Genomic DNA, 21,877 nt, shown 5'->3' with positions numbered 1-21,877 from the left:
ATAGAAGTAATAGAATGAAAGAATTAACAAAAATTAAGGATGAAAACCTTAGAGAAGTTATTGCTACTACTAAAGCTCAAGATTTAGAGTCTGTTATAGAACTAAACGCTAGAGATAAGGGGATTGAAAATTTGGATGGGATACAATATCTTCCAAATCTGCGTAAGGTACAGTTAGGTCGAAATAGTATTAAAGATATTTCTCCAATATCTGAATTATCAAATCTAACAGGAGTTTTCCTGGAAAGGAATTTAATAATGGACATAACACCGTTAAAAAAACTGGAGACTTTACCGGCATTAGACCTTAGTAATAATCAAATTTCAAATATAGATTGCTTTACAAATAACCACAAAATTACCTGGTTAGACTTAAGCAATAATTCTGTTGAAAAAGCTGATCATTTGTCTACGTGTAAGTTTCTTACTACGCTCAACTTAAGCGGGAATATTATTGAAGAAATAAATGAGTTTAAAGCTCATAAAAAACTTCGTCATTTTATTATTGCTGATAATAATATAAAAGGAACAATCAAGATCCATTCGATGCAGCGATTGAGAAGTTTGGATAGTTCGAAAAATAGAATATCAGGACTTCAATTTGAAGAGTTACATAGCAATTTGCAAAGCTTGGATGTTTCTACTAATCTTATAAGTGAATTACAATTTTTAGATCGAACTCCTAATCTCACTAGTTTTATTGCTTCAGATAATCCTTTAAATACTATAAATAAAATAGCTCAGTTAAGTCAACTTCGAATATTGTATTTGTGGCATACGGGAATCAAGAATGTAGAAGGAATTGAAAAGCTTAAGAATCTTGAGGAACTCGGAATTGCAGATAATGATATTGAAAGTGTTAGTAAAATTCAGGATTTAAAGAATTTAAAATTACTGCTAACCGGTGGAAATCATAAGATAAACAAGAAAGAAATTGAAGTCTTAAAGACTGCAGTACAAGAGGATTTTAGATCACCCAATTGGAAAGAATTATAAAAATATTAGCCGATACTATTAATAAAAAAAGCCAGCGATCCATTAGTTTTCATATGGATCTCTGGCTTTAGTATTTTATAAAATCTAATCTATTTTATGGAAATATCAGTAAAGTATAATTGAAAACTTCCATACTTAGATTTGTGCATTTTGGCTAATTATTCAATGACTTCCGAACATATGTCTTATTGGCTTCTCTGAGATAGTTTACTGATTTATAATTGATTATTTTCGGGTATGCTACTATATTTTAGCTATTTATTTTAATTGCAATATTGCCCAAAACCTTACTGATAGTAAGGTTTTGGATAAAGTCTAATTGAAAAGTTAAAATTATTTTTATAAAAATAATTAAAAATTATGAGTGTTCGAATTATAATAGTTGCCATTTTGTTTTGTGGAAATCTGCTATTTAGTCAAACTGAGCTTCCCGATATTATTCCTCCTTCTCCTCAATCGGCGGAAATGGTGAAATATTTAAATTTTCCTGCTAATTTATCTGTAGGCTTACCTTCTATAGATATTCCTATTTATACAATTAATTCGAGAGAACTTAGTTTTCCCATTTCTTTAACTTATGATGCATCAGGTTTAAAACCAAATAGTGATGAGAGTGGGTTTTTAGGTTTAAAATGGAGTTTGAATGCATTTGGTGTAGTTACAAGATCTATAATCGGAGAAGCAGATGAAAGGCATTGGGATGAACTGATCCCACTTGCTAATGATATAACTACAGACCCCCATTCTAATCAGAAAGATGAAGATGCTTCCCTACTTCGTCATTTTGCGCAAACAACAAATCCCAGAGAGGCATCACCAGATATTTTTTCTTTTAAATTACCTAATGGAGGCGGAGGGAAATTTGTTTTTCCAAGAAGTGAAAATCTATCAAACTTTTTAACACCTGTAACACTTCCATATAAACCAGTTAAAATAGCACCTCATTTAAATACTGATGATGAATTTGAATATTTCGATATAAGAGATGAACAAGGAGTACTTTACAGATTTGGTAAGGATATAAAATCAGGCCACGAAGTTTATGAAGAGGCTTTTCGTGTAGATAATTCTAATAATGGGATAGGAAAAACAAGTTGGCTTTTAACTGAAATGATTTCTGCTAATAAAAAGGATACAATCTATTTTGAATATGAAGATGTTTTTTATGATTGTGCGAACTGTAATATTAAACAGAAAACCAATGCTCCAAATCATTTTGCTTCCTTTGTAAGATATACTGAATATCCACAAGGTAATGGTAATTATAATCCTAAAAGAACACAATATACAGTATACCCCTCATATAAATATAGTCAAAAGAAACTTACCAGAATAAAATTTAATGCTGGTTATGTGGCATTTAATTACGTTCATCTTGATAATCAGGACTTCTTATCATCAATAAAGGTTTATAATGATTATTCGACAAATCCTATTCTCTCATACTCATTTAATAAGAGTAAATTTTCAGTTGGTTCTAACCGTCTTAATTGGTATAAATTAGATAAAATAGTTGTTAAAGATAAAACACAGGCTGAGGAATATGAATATAAGTTTGATTATATAACGGGAGATTTTCCCGTTCAAAACACGAATGTTTCCACGATATCCTGTGCTGTAGATCATTGGGGGTTTTATAATGGAAAGAATAGTAATAAGGGTATAATGCCTACTGACATACGTCTAGAGTGGACAAATCCTGGGGGTACTTTAACAGTGCCTACGGCATATAAAGGCGACAGATCTGCTAATGCAAGTTATGCAAAAATAGGAATGTTACAGAAGATTATTTTTCCAACAGGGGGACAGCGCTTTTTTGAGTATGAAGGTAATAAAGGTTCCTCAGGTGTAGTTGGAGGAATTAGAATTAAAAGTATTACTAATGATAATGTTAAGCATGAGTTTATGTATGGTAATGGTATTTCCAAATCGCTCTATCCTGAATTTTATACAAGTTATAAAATAGATATGGAGAGTACAGCTAATGGTTACTCATTAACTTCCTTTGAGTACGAAACCTATACTATAACATCTTCCTCCAATTTTGATATTACCCTAAATGGTATGCCTGTGCTATATGATAATGTTGAAGAATATATAGGGGATGTTGATTCAAACGCTGGTAAAATCAAACATATTTATAATACGTTGGTGCCTGGAATACAGGTAAACCCTAATATAGCTCATTTTATTTCACCTGTAGGATATCCATGGAACAATAGTAGTTCTTATAGTATATCGGTATTACCCCGATTATTATATTCAAACACCTCTTTTGGCGATTTACCTGAGAGCAAGACCATTTATTTTAATACACAAAACGATACGCTTAAGGTTATTGAAAAATTTTACAATAAACACTCTACGGTAGCATCACGTGGCTTTAAGGTTAATAGAATTATTAATAGTGATAGGTCTTATCCACATATAGCAGATAAGTCATACTTTTATTATTTTTTCAATTATTCGATTAATCAAGTTCGTCAAACTTTAGACAGTATAGTGACTACCGATTATAAGAATGGTATAGCAGCTATGTCAACAAAAGAATCATATGAGTATAACAATTATTTGTTTCCCTCTTCCCAAAAGTTTATTAAAAGTAATGGAAAAACGGTTTTAACCACATTTAAATATCCTCATGATTTTGCAGCTTCTAATAATGTCTACAAAAAAATGGAAATGGCAAATATCTTAAGCCCTGTAATAGAGGAGAAAATAAGAACCCAAAATACAGCAGTATCCACAACAAAAACGAATTATAAAGATTGGGGTGACGCTATTTACAAGCCAGAAACAATTCAAAGTTCTAAAGGGACAGGTACAAGTGCTTTGCACGATAGAATCGTTTTTAAAGATTATTATGCAAACGGAAACATTAAGGAAGTTAAAAAACCTGGTGGCTCCACAATAACTTATTTATGGGGCTATAAAGGTCAATATCCTATAGCGAAGATTGAGAATACGACCGAAGCAGCTTTAGAGGCTGTTCTTGGCGAACTTAAAAATATCAATGAAAGGAACTTATCGGCTATTAATAATTTGCGTTCCAATAGTTCCTTTAAAAATGTCATGATCACGACTTATGATTATGAACCTTTGGTAGGGATGACCGTTATGACCGATCCCCGTGGCAGGACAATAACCTATCACTATGATGATTTCGGTCGTTTAGAAATGGTTAAAGATCATGAAGGTAAGTTAGTAGAGGAATATGAGTATCATTATAAAGGGGAATAAACCTATATAGTATTATGAGAACTAATAATTTATTATGGGGATTTTCCCTAGGTTTCTGTCTATTTATTACCTGCTTAAGTAATGGACAGCAAATAAAGAAGGATAGTACGGAGGCTTCTTCAGCCGGAAATGTAATTATAATGAAAGAGCCGCCAATAGACCCTGGGGGTGGCGGGAACACTTATCCCTGGAACCGTGACCGTGATAGAGATGGCTATGGGGATCCTAATTTTCAGATCGAGCGATCTTCTAAACCTACAGGTTATGTGTCTAATAACCTGGATTGTGATGATACAAATCCTAATATAGGGCCAGGTACCTATTATTATTCGGATGCGGATAATGATGGTTTTGGGGATCCTAATAGTCGAAGGCTTGCCTGTAGCCGCCCTTCTGGTTATGTATCAAATAGTAAAGATAACTGCCCAAATACGTATGGATTATCCAATGGATGTCCAGATTTTAGTGATGAGAACTATGTGTATACACGCAGTTACCGTCAGCCTTACAGTAGTTCCTTAAGCCACAGCCAGGTCACCCCAGCCAAAGCGACTGAATCGATCACCTATTTTGATGGTCTTGGCCGCCCCATGCAACAGATAGGGATAAAGCAGTCGGGAGGAACAAAAGATATTATCACCCCTATCGGGTATGATGAGTACGGTCGCCAGGATAAGGAGTACCTCCCCTATGTTGAAGGTAATGGTAAGGCAGGAAGCTACCGTAGTAGTGGCGTACTGGTTGATCTGGAGAACTATTACCATTCGCGTTATGGGGAAGACTTTAATGGGATGACGAATAACACCAGTCAGGTGGACGGCCTACCGGTGTATTCGGAGAAGCACCTGGAATCCTCCCCGCTTAGCCGTGTATTGGAACAGGGGGCACCGGGCAAAAGCTGGCAGGTGAATAAAACCAGCGATAATGATCATACGATAAAATTCGATTACCAGATCAATACCGGTAGTGAGGTACGTTTATACAAAGTAACATTAAGCAGCAGTTATGAGCCGAGTCTATTACTCTCTGGGCATTATGATTCGGGCGAACTGTATAAGACCGTGGTCAAGGATGAGAATTGGACCAGCGGTAAGTTGCATACTACGGAAGAATTTAAAGATAAGCAGGGGCGTGTAGTATTAAAGCGCACCTATGGTCCTGCCGATAAAAATATGGATGGGAATATTGGCTCAGGAGAGAGTGTTGTTGCCCATGACACCTATTATGTATATGATGATTATGGGAATCTGACGTATGTACTTCCGCCAAAAGCAGCAGTACTAAGCCTAAATGACTTATTAGCAGGCGCTTCATCCGGAGGATCTACAACAGGAGGAGATGCGGTTTATTCCCAGGCAGTGGTAGGTAATGGGGAATCCCTTCATCTCACCTCGAGTGATGTTATTGTGTTGCAGCCGGGCTTTCACGCTAAATCGGGAAGTAACTTCAGTGCATCTATTGATGGGACTTCTACTGGTGGCTCCCAGAATAGTCTTTTGGATGAGCTGTGTTATCAGTACCGGTATGATGAACGCAACCGTCTTATCGAAAAGAAAATCCCTGGTAAAGGCCGGGAGTATATTGTGTATAACAAACTGGATCAACCTATCCTGACCCAGGATGCCCTTCAGAAAAGTAAGTCGACAAAGGAATGGTTGTTTACCAAGTATGATGCTTTTGGCCGGGTGGTCTATACGGGGCTTTATAAAAGTAACCTTAGCCGCTCTCAGCATCAGGATTATGCAGATGGCGAGAACGATCAGTATGAGAAACCACAGGAAAGTGCGTTAAGCTATGGCGGGGGGACGTTTTATTATACGGATAATGCGTATCCTGATTTGAGTAGTCACTCCTCAAGTGTGACCCTGTATACGGTAAACTATTATGATGATTACCGTTTTTATGGCAGCAACCTGCCACAAAGCGTGTACAATACCTCGGTACAAAACTATAATAATGCTTCCAGTACCAGGATAAATACCAAAGGATTGGCTACAGGTTCACGGGTACGGGTACTGACCACCAATAGCTGGATCACCACGGTTATGGGCTATGATAAGAAGGGCCGGATGATCTATAGTAAAACAGAGAATCCGTACCTGCAAAGTAGTGATGTGCTCAAGTCAAAGCTCGATTTTATTGGTCAGATGGAAGAAAGCACCACGGTCCATACCAAGAGCGGTCAACCCAGTATCACCACGGTCGATAAATTCGAATATGATGATTTGGGTAGACTCACCAAACAGACTCAGAAGATCAATAGCCAGGCAGAGGAACTGATTGCTTTCAATGAGTATGATGAACTGGGACAGCTCAAGAAGAAAAAAGTGGGTAATACAACCACCAGTCCACTTCAAACAGTAGATTATACCTATAACGTACGTGGCTGGCTTAAGCGGATTAATGATCCGAACAGTTTAGGAGATAAACTTTTTGCCTTTAAGCTGAATTACAATACTACCGAGATGGGGATTGACGGTGTCGATGCTTTATTTAACGGAAACATTAGTGAGACGATATGGAGAACAGCTAACACGGAGACGTACGGGAACCGAAAACGAGGATATGCTTACCAGTATGATGCCATGAATAGAATCAAGTCAGGAGCTTTCAGAAGGGCGGCAAGTAATGGAAGTTCTTTTACGGAGCAAGCTTCCAACTATAACCTCACAGGAATGGTGTATGATCTCAATGGGAATATCAGAAAGCTAAAGCGTTATGGTCCTACCTTATTTAATTCCCAGGGCGGGGTTGCCAATTATGGACTAATGGATAATCTTACTTACTCTTATGATGCTGGCAATAGCAGTAACAAATTAATGCAGGTTAGCGATGCCGGGAATAAGGATTATGGTTTTAAGGATGGGGCTACTAGCAGGGCGGAGTTTGGTTATGATGTCAATGGCAACCTGACATCCGATGCCAATAAGGGGATAACTTCCATAACCTATAATCACCTGAACCTGCCTGTAGATGTGGAGTTCAACAACTCGAGCAGCCAGGTCATAAAATATACCTATGATGCCATGGGGATGAAACTGAGAAAAGAGGTGCCGGGAAAGACCACTGACTACGCTGGGAATTTTGTTTATGAGAAGATTGGTGCGGGTGCAAATGAACTGCAGTTTTTCAGTACTTCGGAAGGTTATGTATCGTATGACAACGGCCAGCTCAATTATGTGTACAATTATGTTGACCACCTCGGAAATGTTCGTTTGAGCTATACCGATGCCAACCAGAACAACGGAAACCCCGTGGACCTTCAGATCGTCCAGGAGAAAAACTACTATCCTTTTGGGCTGACCCATCAGGGCTATAATGGTGGGGACAGTAGTTTAGGAAACGATGCCGCGAAACGCTATGGTTTTGGAGGCAAGGAACTCCAGGATGAAATCTTCTCAGGCGATGTTCTTGACTGGTATGACTTTGGTGCAAGAAACTATAATCCTGATCTAGGTAGGTGGATGAATATGGATCCATTGGCTGAAGTTTATTATGAACGTTCTCCATATAATTATACCCTAAATAACCCAATTCTATTTTTAGATCCAGATGGCAAAAGAGTAGATACATCCTTTATTTATGCAGAGGATGAAGAAGGGAATTATAAGAATCCAAATTTGGTTAAAGCGTTTGAAATATTTGCAAAATCTAAAGAGGGTATTGATTTTTTATCTAAATATGCAGAATCAAATCAAGTTATAGCTGGTCATAAATACAAATCTGATGGAGAATTTCATGGAAAAGGGATTGATCTAGGTTTTAATGATTTGAATAACGAAAATCCGAACGAAGATGGGACAACGAGCTCTAATATTTCTGATAATAAATTAGCTATTACCATAAATTTAGATAATCGTCTAAACGTAGATAGTTATATAGAAACTATTGGTCATGAAGGATTTATACATGCAAATAAATATGCAGAAGACTACTCTGATAATAAAATAATGGATTTTTCAAAAGGAATTGATAGAAGTATGCTTCCAGCTGCAGAGTTTGCGGTTAGAGCTTACAAGGATAGACCGACTACAGCACAAACACTAAAAGAAAGATATTTGCAGCATTGGCAGTCAAGACCGGAAAGAGATAATACAATGACTGTAAAAGTACTTCCTATTTTATTAAATTATTATAGGAATAAGGGAGTGAAAGTTTCTAAAGAAGAAATTAAAAAAGAAATCAATGGTTATGAAAATTGAGAAATATAGAGTTATAAGATATTCCTTTACTTTACTACTTTTTTTATTTATCAACTGTAAAGTTGATAAATCATATGATAATAATATTCAAATTGAATTTGAAGAGATAGAAATATTAGTCGATCAGCCTCATAAGCCTGTAAAAATTTTTCATGTGGATTCAAATGGAATGTTTTTAGAATTATTCAGTTCAAAAAAAAATAATGGAGTGTCAATTTTATCGATAAAACTCAATGAAAATGAATTAGATTCTATTAGTGGTTATATTGAAAATCTTAAAAGTTTTAAATTCAAGAATAAACCGAATAGCAGTTGTGCGGATGGTCTAATGTATGATATGACTATATCCATTGAGGGAAAACCTTATGATTTTAATAATGTAATTTGTAATGAAATTCAGTACCCAGATAAACTGATTAAGCTTTTGTTAGACTTATCAAAATCTAAATCAAAAGATTCGTTGTTTACTAAATACGAGGATTATATAGAAACACAAGCTCAAGTTGATTCTATTTTGAATCTAACTAATACCAACAGGTAATTATATATTAGTTAATTTTTTTCCCCCGATGGCGCTAGTATAATACGTAATTGCTAGTACCGTCAACAATAATAAGAAAAAGCTATGCTGAAAAAGTATAGCTTTTTGTATTTTAGTACTGCTATGAGTAGAAAATACAAGTTTCATAATAAGTCAGGTTTATATTTTGTAAGTTTTGCAACAGTAAATTGGATAGATATATTTACAAGACAAGTGTATTTTGATGTGTTAGCAGACAGTGTAAGTTATTGTCGTAAAGAAAAAGGAATGGAATTATATTGTTACTGTTTTATGCCAAGTCATATCCATTTTATCTTTAGAAGTGCTAACGAACAACATCAGAATTATTAAGAGATTTTAAACGTCATACCTCAAAGAAAACCATAGAAGCTATAGAAAACAACCCTCAAGAAAGTAGAAAAGAATGGTTGTTATGGATGTTTAAAAGAGCAGGAAAAAAGAATGCAACTACAAGCAAATATCAATTTTGGCAACATCACAATAAACCTATTGAATTGTGGAGCGAGAAGGTTATCAAACAGAAAGTAGATTATATACATAATAATCCAATAGCAAGCGGTTTTTTAATTTATGCTATTGATTGGAAATATTCAAGTGCTAGAAACTATCAAGAAGATAATACTGTTTTAGAGATTGATAGTATTGGTTTTTTTGATTGATTTTATTTTATGCTAACTGTTTTTGAATTTCTTTTTTAAAAACGAAAGTCTTTAACATTGCTTTTACGCTGGTAATGTTCTCATCACTCAATTGTTGAACTTTAGAAAATAATTGTAAAAGTTCTGTGTCATTCAGCTTGTTGTTTACTATTTGGACTTGCAAGAAAAATTCGGACAGTTTTTTTAAGACCTATGCTCCATTCGATAAGGTGTTTTATACCCCTAAAAAAAGTACCCTTTTACCCCTATTTTATTACAATATCAGTAAAGTATAATTGAAAACTTCCATCTTCAGATTTGTGCATGGTAGCAATAGAAATTCCTTTAAAATCCTTATAACCCTCCCAAGTTGTTGCCATTTGGCGATCACCATCTGCGGCTTTATAAATCCATTCTTTAATCATATAGTCGTTGCCATAAAAAACATCATATGTATCACCGGGAGTATAACCACCATTGGATCTATATGAAACTTCTAGTTTACTAAGTGTATCTTTACTAATTGGAGCAGCAGTCTTTTTTTCTTCGGTAAGTTTTGCATCGCTCCATACTAATTGATAAGGAAATAATAGCCAATACGAATCATTTATAAATTTTTGGTCTATGTCTTTTTTTTCTTCAGCGATAGTATCGTTTTTAGTGTAACTACGAGTTGTGTCACCTTCGGTTAAACTAATCTCGTTTGTTTTTTTATTCCATTTCCAATGTCGAGAACTTCTAAGTGAATCTTGTACTTTAACATTGAAAGTAAATTCAACAGTGGTGGCATCTTCAAATTTATCTAGACCATTTGCCATAGCGATGGTATTACCAATTCCGTTTTTTTCTTCTGAAGTCATTTGCGGCGAAGAATCAGAATTTTCCTTATTTTTACAAGCAAAGATGCTAAAAACAAATAAAAGTAGTAGAAGTGTCTTTTTCATTTTCTGATGGTTTAGAGATTAAAAATAAATATACAAAACAATTAAATACACTTAGAGTAAATACGATTTATAAAAAAACCTCTTGAAATTCAAGAGGTTTTTAAATTTTATACGGATAAAAAATTATAATCTTCGTCCTGTAAGTAATTTGTACAGAATTAGAATTACCGCAATAACAATTAGAATGTGTATAATACTTCCCAAATTAGGAAAGAAAGAATACCCTACAACCCATCCGATTATTAGTAAAACAATAATTAGCCAAATTAAATCTCTCATTGTATTAGTTTTTAGTGATTGGTTATTTGTTTATTTAATTAAGTAAGCTAAAAACTTTCTTAATCAGTTAGTTAAGGCGAATGTATATAATAGTAGGGCTTCAGAAAACTTATTTAACTCGTAATTAACTTGTTTGTTAAAAAAATGAAGGATTTTTAATAATTTGGGTTGCACGTTTTTTAATAGCTGCTAATTCATTAGTTTTTTTATTTTCTAGCAAACTCATCATCATATTCATACGTTGGTTGTTTTTAAAGTATTCTTTCTTGTCATCTAGAAAATTCCAATACAAACTATTGAATGGGCAAGCATCTTCTTCTATTTTTTTGCTTACTTTATAATGGCAACTTTTACAATAATTACTCATTTTATTAATGTAGCTACCGCTAGAAACATAGGGCTTGGTGGCAACTATTCCACCATCGGCAAACTGACTCATTCCGCGGGTATTGGTGATTTCTACCCATTCAATCGCATCGATATAAATCCCTAAATACCAAGCATCAACTTCATCAGGATGGCACTGCGTAAGCAACGCATAATTACCGGTAATCATTAAGCGCTGGATGTGATGCGCATACGCATTATCTAAACTTTGGGTAATAGCGTGATGCAAGCAATTCATTTTAGTATTCCCATTCCAATAAAAAGGAGGCAATTCATTTTGGTTATCGAGTTTGTTACTTCTGCGATATCCTGGCATTTTTAACCAATAAATACCACGCATATATTCGCGCCAACCTAAAATTTGGCGCACAAAACCTTCAACCTGAGAAATATCAATGTCATCTTTGTGATCGTAGTAATAACCCATCACAGAATTAATCACTTCTTTAGGACTTAGTATTTTCGTATTCATGCAGAAGGAAAGTCGGGAATGAAAAAGATAAGCTTTATCGGTATGCAACGCATCCTGAAAATCCCCAAAATGAATTAAAAGATTTTTACAGAAGTAGTTTAGAACAGAAAGACCATCTTCTCTAGACGTGGGCCAATTAAAACTTTTCTCGTCAATGTTGCCTATCGTTTTGATTCCGGCTTCTTCAATTTCTTTTACTAAAGCCGAAACATTTTTTCTAAAACCACGCTCATGCGGAATTTCAGGTTTTCCTGTCCATTTTTTTCGGTTCGATTTGTCAAAGTTCCATTTTCCACCTTCAGGATCGTTTTTGGTAGCCATCATAATATCGTATTTCTTTCGCATATCGCGGTAGAAATACTCCATAGTCATTTGCTTCTTGCCTGTATAAAATTTTTCAAGATCATCACGTTTAGTCAAAAAATGCTCGGTGTCGTAGGCTTCCGTTTCGATCGAAAGCGAATCACAAATCTTTTTTAATTGTTCGTCTAAACGATATTCATCGGGTAATTGATATTCGAACTTTTCAGTATCATTTTCAGTAATCAATTGTTTTATATTTTCGGTTAGATCTTGCTGATTGTTCTTATCGTTGATACGATAATAAATTACCTCATGATCACGCTCTTTTAAATGATCTGAAAAATTGCGCATCGCTAAAAAGAAACCTACTACTTTCTGGATATGATGCACCGTATAATCGCTTTCCTGGCGCATTTCCATAAAAATATAGGTGATGTTTTCCTGTTCTTCTTTAAACCAACTGTGTTGATGATTTAACTGATCGCCTAAAATTAATCGTAGTCTTTTTAGTGGTTTAGCCATTTATTCTGATATTTGTTGTTTGCTTTGTAACGATCTGAATTTTATGTCACGAGTATCGTTATCACGAACTATTGTACATCCAATGTTTCAAAATAAGCGGCTCTTACTCGCCAATCTTGTTTAAGTTCTTTTGCTTAATAACTATTTATATTTAACTACTACGATTACTCATTTTTACCATTCTTTATTTCTCCGACATTTTACGCTGCAATACTTTACATTATCCCAATTTTTTGCGCCAAGTAAACGGGCGTTTGCATACGAGACAAATTTTTTGTGGAAGATTTTCTTTACTTACATTCTTCAATCTTCAGTATTATTTTTATCAAAAAAGCTTTTGATTTCCTGCCCCGGTTTTGCGTAATGAAATCTGTCTAAAAGTGTTGGGAGAGCATAGCCGTCGAGACCATTTATAGCAACAGTTCCTGCATCTTCTAATCGTAGCCAACCATCTGGAGTTTGGATACCTTCATCAAAGTAGACATGCTTAATAGCACCAATAATTAAGGCAGTTCCGTTTTCTTCGATTTTATATTCGTTTACAAATTCGCAACCAATTTTTACCGTACATTGCTTTACATAAGGAGCGAAAAAATCATCTAAATACTCTTCTTCTAAGCCAGTTTTATGGAATTCAGAGACTTCTTCTTCGTATTTAGCAGCGGTTTGATGCGCCTCGGCAATCATGTCTTGATGGATCTGATTTACGGTAAAATACTTATTATCTCTAATATTTTTATACGTATTACGAGGAATCGTATCCGGACGTGTTATAAAACCTAATAATGCAGGGTTACTCCCAAGGTGTGTAACAGAACTAAATACGGCAACGTTCAAGCCTTTATTTTTAGATTTTGTAGCAATAAGATTAGCACTTTTATACCCTGTGATACTGTTAATTAAGTTTAATCGGAAGATTTTTTCCATCTTTTCTATCTCAATATCATCTATATGTATCATTTTACTATTTTTATAAGTAAATTACTAATCACTAATTGTTTTTAGTGTTAATAGACTTTTAAATTGCTAATCGATATATGGAAAAGAGTATTATTTTAATTTTTGAAAACGAAGTTTTATAAAAATAAGTGATAAATAGAATGAAAGATTTAATGAATTTTAATGATGCTCTTCTGTAGTTTTTTCTTCTTTAATTTCTAAGGCTTGGTAAACTTCAGAAATGGTTTCTTTTGTTTCTCCTAAAACTATAAGCACATCATTTTCTTTTAGTTGAGTAGACCCTTTTGGTGTAATAAATTGATTATTTCTAGAAATCATGGCGATAATAGCCTTTTTCGGAAATTTTAAATCGACTACTCTTTTTCCTACTGGGAGAGAATCTGGAGGAATACTAATTTCATGTATAGCAGATTTGGCTTCATTAGAAAGGAAATTTTCTACTTGGCTTTTTGGTTTTATTCGTTGTGGTAATGCTACATGAAGCCATTCGGCTACTACTGATAGTGAAGTCCCTTGAATAATAACGGAACTCAACGAAACAAAAAATACGATATTAAATATGAAATTTGCTTTATCAATTCCGGCCAAAAGCGGATACGTAGCAAAAACTATAGGAACGGCACCACGTAAGCCCACCCAACTAACATACCAACGGCGGCGCATTTTCATTTTAAAAAAGGAAAGGCTTAATAATACTCCTATAGGCCGAGCAATAAAAATCATAAATATAGAAATTAATAAACCAATCCCTATAACTGGAATAATTTGACTTGGATATACTAATAAACCTAAGGTTAAGAATAAAACGATTTGCATAAGCCAAGCTAAGCCGTCGAACATTTGCATAATTGTTTTCTTCCGGATAAGGTTTTGATTCCCCAAATAAACCGCACAAAGATAAACGGCTAAAAACCCGTTTCCTCCCATAAAATTAGTAATAGAAAATACAATAAACATGATGGCAATCGATAGCACAGGGTAAAGACCATCAAAATCTAAACGGATTTTATTGATAACTATTTTACTAACTTTACCTAAGATGAAACCTAAAACAGTCCCAATTAAAATTTGCTGAACAAATAGTGGGAATATATTCCATATGTCTTTTTCTGGATTAGTTACTAATCCTAAAAAGGCTATGGTTAAGAAATACGCCATAGGATCGTTACTACCACTTTCCAACTCTAGAGTAGGGCGTAGGCGTGTTTTTAATGCTAAATTTTTAGATCGTAAAATTGAAAATACAGCTGCAGCATCGGTAGAAGATACAATAGCTCCTAATAAAAGGCCTTCGTAAATAGTAAAATCGGTTATAGCCCAAACAAATAGCCCGACTCCTACAGCAGTTACTAAAACACCGATTGTAGATAATGAAATACCTTGCCAAACAACAGGTTTTATACTTTTCCAATTAGTATCTAACCCACCTGAAAAAAGAATAAAGTTTAACGAAACAATACCAATGAATTGAGCAATTTCTGGATCGTTAAAATAAATACCTCCAATACCTTCGCTTCCTGCTAAAATACCAATAGATAAAAATAGTATTAATGTAGGAACCCCGAAACGGTAAGAGGTTTTACCAACCAAAATGCTAATAAATAGCAATATGGAGCCGATTAAAAGAATATTTTCTATGGTAATGCTCATGATGGAGGTAAATGGGGGGCTAAAATACAGTTTTAAAAGAAAAGCTATAAAGAAAAATGGCTATTGTTTAAAAGCAATAGCCATTTTTGAAATAAAATATAATACTATTAATGAGCATTCTCTTTTAATAATTCCGGAAATTTTTCTTTGAATCTATTAATACGAGGAATTGATATTTTTTGAATGTAGGGATTATTAGGATGGTTTTTTTCATAATCCTGATGATAAGCTTCAGCTTTCCAAAATTTTTGAAATGGTAAAATTTCAGCAGCAATTAGTTTATCGTATTCTTTTGCTACTTCGGTTTTTACTTTTTCTATTATTTGTTTCTGTTTTTCATTTTGATAAAAAATTATAGAACGATATTGAGAGCCGTGGTCTGGACCTTGGCCATTAACTTGAGTTGGGTTTTGCGAACCAAAATATACTTTAACTAAGGTTTTAAAGCTTACTTTATTGGGATCATAAATTACTTCTACACTTTCTGCATGACCTGTTTTTCCAGTATTACTTTGTTCGTAAGTAGGGTTTTTTGTATGTCCGCCAGAATATCCGGAAACCGCTTCTTTTACGCCTTTTACACTTTCGTAAACAGCTTCTACACACCAAAAGCAGCCGCTTGAAAAATAAGCATGTTCTAGTCCGTTTTCTGCGGGAACTTGAATAGGATCTGCATTTGCAATTTCAGGCTTAGTAGTATTGCTGTTTTGTGCTTTATTACCACAAGCAAACAATAACAAACAAATTGTAGGTAAAAAATATAGTTTCATTTTAATCAATTTTAATAAAATTACCTTCTAAAGTTTTCTTTCCGTAAATCGCATAATCGATAGCGATTTCATCATTAATGGTAAATCCTAACCAATCAAGTTTTAGACCATTTTTAGTGGCATTAATACTTGCAATGGGATTGGTCGTTGAAAATTTTCTCCAAGGAAGTTTAGAATTTTTGTTTTTAGAAGAAGGCGAAACATAAAAAGCGGAATAGTTATTTTCTCCTTTTGCTTTTTTGAAACGTATGTTAATATAGATTTCGTCTTCTTTAAGGCAAAATTCTGAATTTTCAGTTAGATTTATTTTAATGCAGTAGCAATTACAGCTGGAATCTTCTGTTTCAACTTTTTTGTAGTTGCCAGTAATTGAATTCGGTGTGTTTGTTGATAACGAATCTTTAGTGACAGAAGTTAAATTATCAACATTGTCATAAGGGTTTATTTTGTCTTGTGTAGTATCGTTACTTTCTGCTGGAGTTACTTTAGAATTTTTGGGAGATTCGGTAGTATTATCTGTGCGCTTTTTACAACCAAAAGCCATGCATAATATTGCGATTATGAGTAGTTTGTGTTTCATTTTTTTAAATACAGGTTTGTATTTAAAGGTACATATTTAAGGAAGTATTACTGTGAAACTCTTGTTAATCAACATCTTTTTAAGAAAATGAGGTATAAAAAAACTGCTTAAAAACTATAATTGTTAATAAGCAGCTTTTGGAATTTTTAAAACCTAAGCTTTATAAGCTTTTGAATAAGCTTTCCATTTTTTCTTGTTCTTCTTTAGCTAAATCTTCATCAACTAAAATTCTACCACTGTGCTCATCAGTAATAACTTTTCGTCTACCAGCAATTTCCATAATTACTTGTGGAGGAATTGTAAAATACGATCCGCCTGAAGCTCCACGTTCTACAGGAACAATGGCTAAACCATTTTTTACATTATTTCGAATACGTTTGTAAGCTTTAACTAATCGATCATCAATTTCAGTTTCAAACTGTTCTGATTTTTCGATAAGGCTTCTTTCTTCTTTTTCAGTTTCAGCTAAAATAGCATCTAGTTCACCTTTTTTGTGATCTAAATGTGCTTGGCGATCTTTTAAACGTTCTTTTGTTTGTTCGATCACTTGTTTCTTTTGCTCAATCTTAGCCTTATATTCTTTAATATGCTTATCGGCAAGTTCGATCTCTAATTCTTGAAATTCAACTTCTTTAGTTAAAGCATTAAACTCTCGGTTGTTACGAACATTCTTTTGTTGCTCAGAATATTTCTTGATAGTCGTTTTAGATTCATCAATAAGATTTTTCTTGTTCTTGATATCGTTATTGATTACCTCGATGTCTCCGTTTAACTTTTCTAAACGTTTATTCAATCCGGCTACTTCATCTTCAAGATCTTCAACTTCTAAAGGAAGTTCACCACGAACGTTTCGAATTTCATCGATTCTGGAATCTACCAACTGAAGATCGTATAAAGCTCTTAACTTCTCTTCTACAGTAAGATCATTTTTCTTTGCCATACTTATATATACTTGATAGGATTGCTATTTGTCTCTGCTAAAATAAGTGCAAAATTACTAAATTTTTTCGTTAAAAAAGAATATAGTAAATTATTTGTAAATTGTTCGCTTTCAAAGTGTCCAATATCTGCCAATATGAGTTCATTTTCAGCTTTAAAAAAGTCATGATATTTTAAATCTGCTGTTATATAAATATCGGCTCCAGCTTGTTTTGCATTTTCGATAGCAAAGCTACCACTACCTCCTAAAACCGCTACTTTTTTTATGGGTTTATTGAGTAGTTGAGAATGGCGAACACAACCTGTTTTGAAAATCGATTTTATAGCTTTTAAGAAGTTTTTTTCATCTTGAACTTCTTCTAATTCTCCCATCATTCCCATTCCGAGATGCTGATTTTCATTTTCTAAACTAGAAATTTCGTAAGCTACTTCTTCGTAAGGATGTGAATTGAATAAAGCTGATAAAACTTTTGATTGCATATGTGAAGAAAAAGTAACACCAATTTGTACTTCTTGTTCAAAATGTAATTTTCCTCGTTCTCCAATAACCGGATTTGAATCTTCATTTCCTTTAAAACTTCCTTCTCCAAAAACGCTAAAACTGCAATTGTCGTAATTACCAATGTTTCCGGCGCCAGCACCAAATAAAGCTTTTCTAACCTTTTCAGCATCTTCTTTAGGAATAAAGGTCACTAGCTTCTTTATACTATCTTTTCGAGGAATTAAAATTTTACGATTTTTAAGTCCGATCTTTTCACAAATCATATCATTAACTCCTTTGTGCTGATTATCTAGAGCAGTATGAATGGCATAAATGGCAATATCGTTTTTAATAGCTTTAAGAACTGCTCGCTCTACATAATTAGCTCCAGTTAACTTTTTTAAGCCGGAAAAAATTATAGGATGAAAACTAATAATTAAATTACATTTTTTAGCAATAGCTTCTTCCACTGTTGCTTCTAAAGTATCTAAAGTTATAAGCGCGCCCGTAATTTCAGCATTTCGATTTCCGACCAAGAGTCCTACATTATCAAAACTCTCTGCATATTTTAAAGGAGCAAATTGTTCGATTTCTTTTATGACATCTTGAATAATCATATTTTTACTTTTTGAAATTTGGCTTTCGGTATGAGGAGCCAAAGATAATTATTATACCCGGCTCACTATGAAATTGCTACGAAAAATATTATTTCCATTTTCAATATTGTATAGATTGATTGTCTCTATCAGAAATAAACTTTTTGATATTAACATTTTAAAAAGTAAATCGTACAACTTCCCGGTAATCTGTATTGGAAATTTAAGTGCAGGAGGAACCGGAAAAACGCCGATGGTGGAATTATTACTTCGAAATTTAAATTTTACTAATGTAGCTGTTTTAAGCAGAGGTTATAAACGATCCTCTAAAGGGTTTTTAGAATTAAAAGGATCTGAAACCGCTGAAGAAGTAGGGGATGAGCCGCTTCAATTTAAAACGAAATTTCCAGAATCAATTATTGCTGTTGATGCTAACCGCCAAGAAGGGATAGATAAGTTAAGAAATAAAAATGCAGAAATTATATTGCTTGATGATGCATTCCAGCACCGTAAAGTAAAAGCAGGCTTAAATATTTTATTAACCGCTTTTAATGATTTATATACGAACGATTTTATGTTGCCTACCGGAAATTTACGAGAGTCCGTTTCTGGAGCAAAACGTGCTCAAATAGTTATAGTTACTAAATGTCCGCCAAATATCACTTTAGAAGAAAGAGAGCATATTCGGTTTTTACTTCGTTTGGAAAGTTATCAACACTTGTATTTTACCACTATAGCGTACGCAGAAAAGTTAATAGGGCCAAAATCTGAAGTTGATTTTGAGGAGTTATCAACAAATTTTACGGTAGTAACCGGTATTGCCAAACCCGCGCCTTTTATTGCTTACTTAAAAGAAAAAAAATTAGATTTTGAACATTTGGCGTTTGCAGATCACCATTCGTTTAGTGATTCTGAAATTGAAGAATTAAATAGAAAATCTTGTATTCTCACTACAGAAAAAGATTATATGCGTTTGCAAGGAAAATTATCGACTAGGCTTTTTTACCTACCTATTGAAACTAAATTTATAGAAAATGAAGCTGATTTTTTAGAAAGAGTAGCTAATTTTATAACTGAGTTTAAATAAACTATCGATTTTATTTTTGTTTCCCAATGTGTTTATTAATTTTTTGAAAAAACTCATCGGTTTTATAAGGTTTAGGAATAATATCGTTGAAACCATTTAAATAAAATTCATCTAAATTATCTTCTAGAGTTACCGCAGTAAGTGCTATAATTGGTACATTAGAGTTAAATTTTCGAATTTCTTTGGTAGCTTCTATACCAGAGATTCCAGGCATATGAATATCCATTAAAATTAAATCGAAATCTTGCTCTTTAACCATTTTGATAGCCTTCTTACCGTTATCGGAAACCGAAGTTTTCGCACCTTTCTTTTCAATGATTTTCTTGGTAATCATTTGGTTTATTTTGTTGTCTTCAACAACTAAAATTGATTTTCCGGAAATTAAATTTATACTTTCTTGATCGATAGTAATTCCTGTATTAGCTGGAACTGTATTTACAATATCGAAATCTAATGTGAAAGAAAATCGAGATCCTTTATTGAGTTCACTTTCTAGTTCTATATCGCTTCCCAATAAATTTAGTAGATTCTTTACGATAGGAAGTCCAAGTCCGGTTCCGCCGAATTTCCGATTAATTTCTGAAGAGGCTTGGGTGAAATTTTCAAAAATATTTTTCTGATGCTCTTTGGAGATACCTTTTCCGTTGTCCTTTATTTCAAAAAATATAGTGGCTTTTTCTTTATTTTGACTTGTATTTTTTACAGAAACCCAAATTTTTCCTTTTTTAGTAAATTTTATAGAATTACCTATTAAGTTAATTAAAATTTGAGATATTTTTAATGGATCTCCTTTTAATTTTTCTGGAATTGTTTCATCAAAATCTAAATCTATAGTCGTTTTTTTATTATCTGCTGAATTTTTAAGAGAAATTATAACATCTGAAATGCTTTTTTTTAAGTTAAATTCAGTGTAATTGATTTCTACTTTATTAGCCTCTAACTTGTTTAAATCTAGTATATTATTAATAAGGCTTAATAAATATTCTCCTGAAAATTTTAAAGACTTTAAATGCTCTTTTTGGCTTGGTTTAGGATCTTCCTCTAGCAATAGATGTGTTAACCCAGTTACTGCATAAAGAGGTGTCCGAAGTTCGTGGGTAATTGTACTTAAAAATTGCGCTTTAGCAGAGCTTGCTCTTTCAGCATTTTCTTTAGCGACTGTTAGTTCTTTGTTTTTTTTATATAATAAATTATTAGCTCGCGCTCTTAAGTTATTATTTTTATACAGCGAAAGTGTTAGCAAAGATAGAATAGTAATTAGAGCAACACTTAAAATGGTAGTGAGTTTATTTACTTTAAGAGAGCGTTCTTGTTCTTGCATTTGTTCGGTTAGCTCTTGGATGTTACTTTGTAAAACATTATTTCCTTCTTTGCTGTTTAAATTATCAACTAAAGTTTTCTTGTTAATTTTAATGATGTTTTCTAATTCAGCATAAGAAAGATTTAAATAATAAAGTGATTTTGAGATATCATTTTTATCTTGATAAGCAGTACTAAGTAGCTTATAGGCATTTCGGATAACTCCATTAAAATCGTATTTTATTCCAGATTTAAGCGATAATTCTAAAAAAATAATTGCTTTATCGGTATGTTTTTGTAGTAACTCACATTTTCCATAGTAATAATATAGCCTAGCAAATTCATAAGGATAATTATTTATATCTATATATTTAGAAGCCTCTTGTAGCCATTTAGAAGCCTGTGCTAAATTTTTATTATCGTAAATATTAATTACAGCTTTTTGAACACTAACTGCTGCTAGTTTTTCTTTAGAATCGGAGCCACCATATTTTTTATAATATATTTCTGCTAAACTAAGATATTCTTTAGCCTGAGATCGTTTAGCATCTGCTGTATATATTTTTGCAAGACTAAGATAACTATAGGCTAACCCGAGATGATCTTTAATTTCTCTTTGAATAGCTATAGCACGCTCTAACTCAGTTTTAGCCTTTTTATAATCGTGGCGTATATAATAAAGTTTAGAAAATATACCACTGGTTAAAGCAATATATCTTTTATGATTAATTTGCTTTGCAAATTGTAAAGAAGTATTTAGTTTTTTTATAGCATTATCAAACTGATAAGAGTTTACAGAAGTTTCAGCTTGAACTAATAGTTCTTTTATTTTATGTATAGTTTCTTTTTTATCTTGTAAATTTTGTGCATTTAAAGAAAATACAAAGCACGAAAAAAGGATAAGAAATTTTAACCTTAAATAATTCATTTGGCTAGCATGCTTAAAGTAGCAAATAAATATAGTTATTTTA

At 33.3% G+C, this 21,877-nt stretch carries 15 protein-coding genes and 2 pseudogenes; 6 read left to right on the top strand and 11 right to left on the bottom strand.

All coding sequences use genetic code 11. The features are described from left to right. Positions 1 to 14: 14 nt before the first annotated feature. The 5 genes and pseudogenes from ACN0WI_RS09085 (at position 15) to ACN0WI_RS09065 (ending at position 9,658) form a co-directional block, all read left to right on the top strand. A complete protein-coding gene (locus ACN0WI_RS09085) occupies positions 15 to 995 on the top strand; it encodes a leucine-rich repeat domain-containing protein (RefSeq protein WP_417886399.1) in 981 nt (326 codons plus the stop codon). A 360-nt stretch (positions 996 to 1,355) separates the two neighbouring features. Further along, positions 1,356 to 4,235, top strand: coding sequence for an RHS repeat domain-containing protein (locus tag ACN0WI_RS09080; RefSeq protein WP_417886398.1), 2,880 nt, complete (start codon positions 1,356 to 1,358; stop codon positions 4,233 to 4,235). Between the two features lie 14 nt (positions 4,236 to 4,249). Next, positions 4,250 to 8,437 (top strand): DUF6443 domain-containing protein, encoded by a 4,188-nt coding sequence (locus ACN0WI_RS09075; RefSeq protein WP_417886396.1) that lies wholly within the window; start codon positions 4,250 to 4,252, stop codon positions 8,435 to 8,437. Further along, complete coding sequence (locus tag ACN0WI_RS09070) at positions 8,427 to 8,978, top strand: hypothetical protein (protein ID WP_417886395.1); 552 nt, start codon at positions 8,427 to 8,429, stop codon at positions 8,976 to 8,978. The genes ACN0WI_RS09075 and ACN0WI_RS09070 overlap by 11 nt, the downstream gene beginning before the upstream one ends. Positions 8,979 to 9,101: 123 nt before the next feature. Continuing rightward, positions 9,102 to 9,658 (top strand): annotated as a pseudogene (locus ACN0WI_RS09065) (REP-associated tyrosine transposase). Between the two features lie 245 nt (positions 9,659 to 9,903). Here ACN0WI_RS09065 and ACN0WI_RS09060 read toward each other — a convergent pair. The 10 genes and pseudogenes from ACN0WI_RS09060 to ACN0WI_RS09015 form a co-directional block, all read right to left on the bottom strand. Then, positions 9,904 to 10,581, bottom strand: coding sequence for a hypothetical protein (locus ACN0WI_RS09060; protein WP_417886394.1), 678 nt, complete (start codon positions 10,579 to 10,581; stop codon positions 9,904 to 9,906). 123 nt (positions 10,582 to 10,704) lie between these two features. After that, complete coding sequence (locus ACN0WI_RS09055) at positions 10,705 to 10,860, bottom strand: lmo0937 family membrane protein (protein WP_417886393.1); 156 nt, start codon at positions 10,858 to 10,860, stop codon at positions 10,705 to 10,707. Positions 10,861 to 10,996: 136 nt separating this feature from the next. Then, positions 10,997 to 12,544: a cryptochrome/photolyase family protein gene (locus ACN0WI_RS09050; protein WP_417886392.1), complete on the bottom strand. Its 1,548-nt coding sequence runs from the start codon at positions 12,542 to 12,544 to the stop codon at positions 10,997 to 10,999. Positions 12,545 to 12,718: 174 nt separating this feature from the next. After that, positions 12,719 to 12,851: pseudogene (locus tag ACN0WI_RS09045) on the bottom strand (DUF2256 domain-containing protein). Continuing rightward, positions 12,848 to 13,504 (bottom strand): flavin reductase family protein, encoded by a 657-nt coding sequence (locus ACN0WI_RS09040; protein ID WP_417886391.1) that lies wholly within the window; start codon positions 13,502 to 13,504, stop codon positions 12,848 to 12,850. Before ACN0WI_RS09040 ends, ACN0WI_RS09045 begins: the two are co-directional and overlap by 4 nt. Positions 13,505 to 13,663: 159 nt before the next feature. After that, positions 13,664 to 15,154: a potassium/proton antiporter gene (locus ACN0WI_RS09035; protein ID WP_417886390.1), complete on the bottom strand. Its 1,491-nt coding sequence runs from the start codon at positions 15,152 to 15,154 to the stop codon at positions 13,664 to 13,666. A 107-nt stretch (positions 15,155 to 15,261) separates the two neighbouring features. Continuing rightward, the gene (msrA, locus tag ACN0WI_RS09030; RefSeq protein ID WP_417886389.1) at positions 15,262 to 15,924 is read right to left on the bottom strand and encodes a peptide-methionine (S)-S-oxide reductase MsrA; all 663 of its coding nucleotides are present in this window, start codon (positions 15,922 to 15,924) and stop codon (positions 15,262 to 15,264) included. Between the two features lies 1 nt (position 15,925). Then, positions 15,926 to 16,504 carry a hypothetical protein gene (locus ACN0WI_RS09025; protein ID WP_417886388.1) on the bottom strand — a complete coding sequence of 193 codons (579 nt, stop codon included), beginning with the start codon at positions 16,502 to 16,504 and terminating at the stop codon, positions 15,926 to 15,928. 160 nt (positions 16,505 to 16,664) lie between these two features. After that, the gene (locus ACN0WI_RS09020) at positions 16,665 to 17,444 is read right to left on the bottom strand and encodes a zinc ribbon domain-containing protein (RefSeq protein WP_417886387.1); all 780 of its coding nucleotides are present in this window, start codon (positions 17,442 to 17,444) and stop codon (positions 16,665 to 16,667) included. Between the two features lie 2 nt (positions 17,445 to 17,446). Beyond that, on the bottom strand, positions 17,447 to 18,541 hold the full coding sequence (locus ACN0WI_RS09015; protein WP_417886386.1) for a Nif3-like dinuclear metal center hexameric protein: 1,095 nt from the start codon (positions 18,539 to 18,541) through the stop codon (positions 17,447 to 17,449). Between the two features lie 67 nt (positions 18,542 to 18,608). Between ACN0WI_RS09015 and lpxK the strand changes: the two genes are divergently transcribed. Next, a complete protein-coding gene (lpxK, locus tag ACN0WI_RS09010) occupies positions 18,609 to 19,607 on the top strand; it encodes a tetraacyldisaccharide 4'-kinase (RefSeq protein ID WP_417886385.1) in 999 nt (332 codons plus the stop codon). A gap of 10 nt (positions 19,608 to 19,617) precedes the next feature. Here lpxK and ACN0WI_RS09005 read toward each other — a convergent pair whose 3' ends face one another. Then, positions 19,618 to 21,834, bottom strand: a complete 2,217-nt coding sequence (locus ACN0WI_RS09005) for an ATP-binding protein (RefSeq protein ID WP_417886384.1) — start codon at positions 21,832 to 21,834, stop codon at positions 19,618 to 19,620. Between the last annotated feature and the right edge of the window lie 43 nt (positions 21,835 to 21,877).

Source organism: Zunongwangia sp. (assembly GCF_048269745.1).
Taxonomy (GTDB): Bacteria; Bacteroidota; Bacteroidia; order Flavobacteriales; family Flavobacteriaceae; genus Zunongwangia.
The sequence above is the reverse complement of the archived record's forward strand: the minus strand, read 5'-3'. Positions and strand labels throughout refer to the sequence as shown.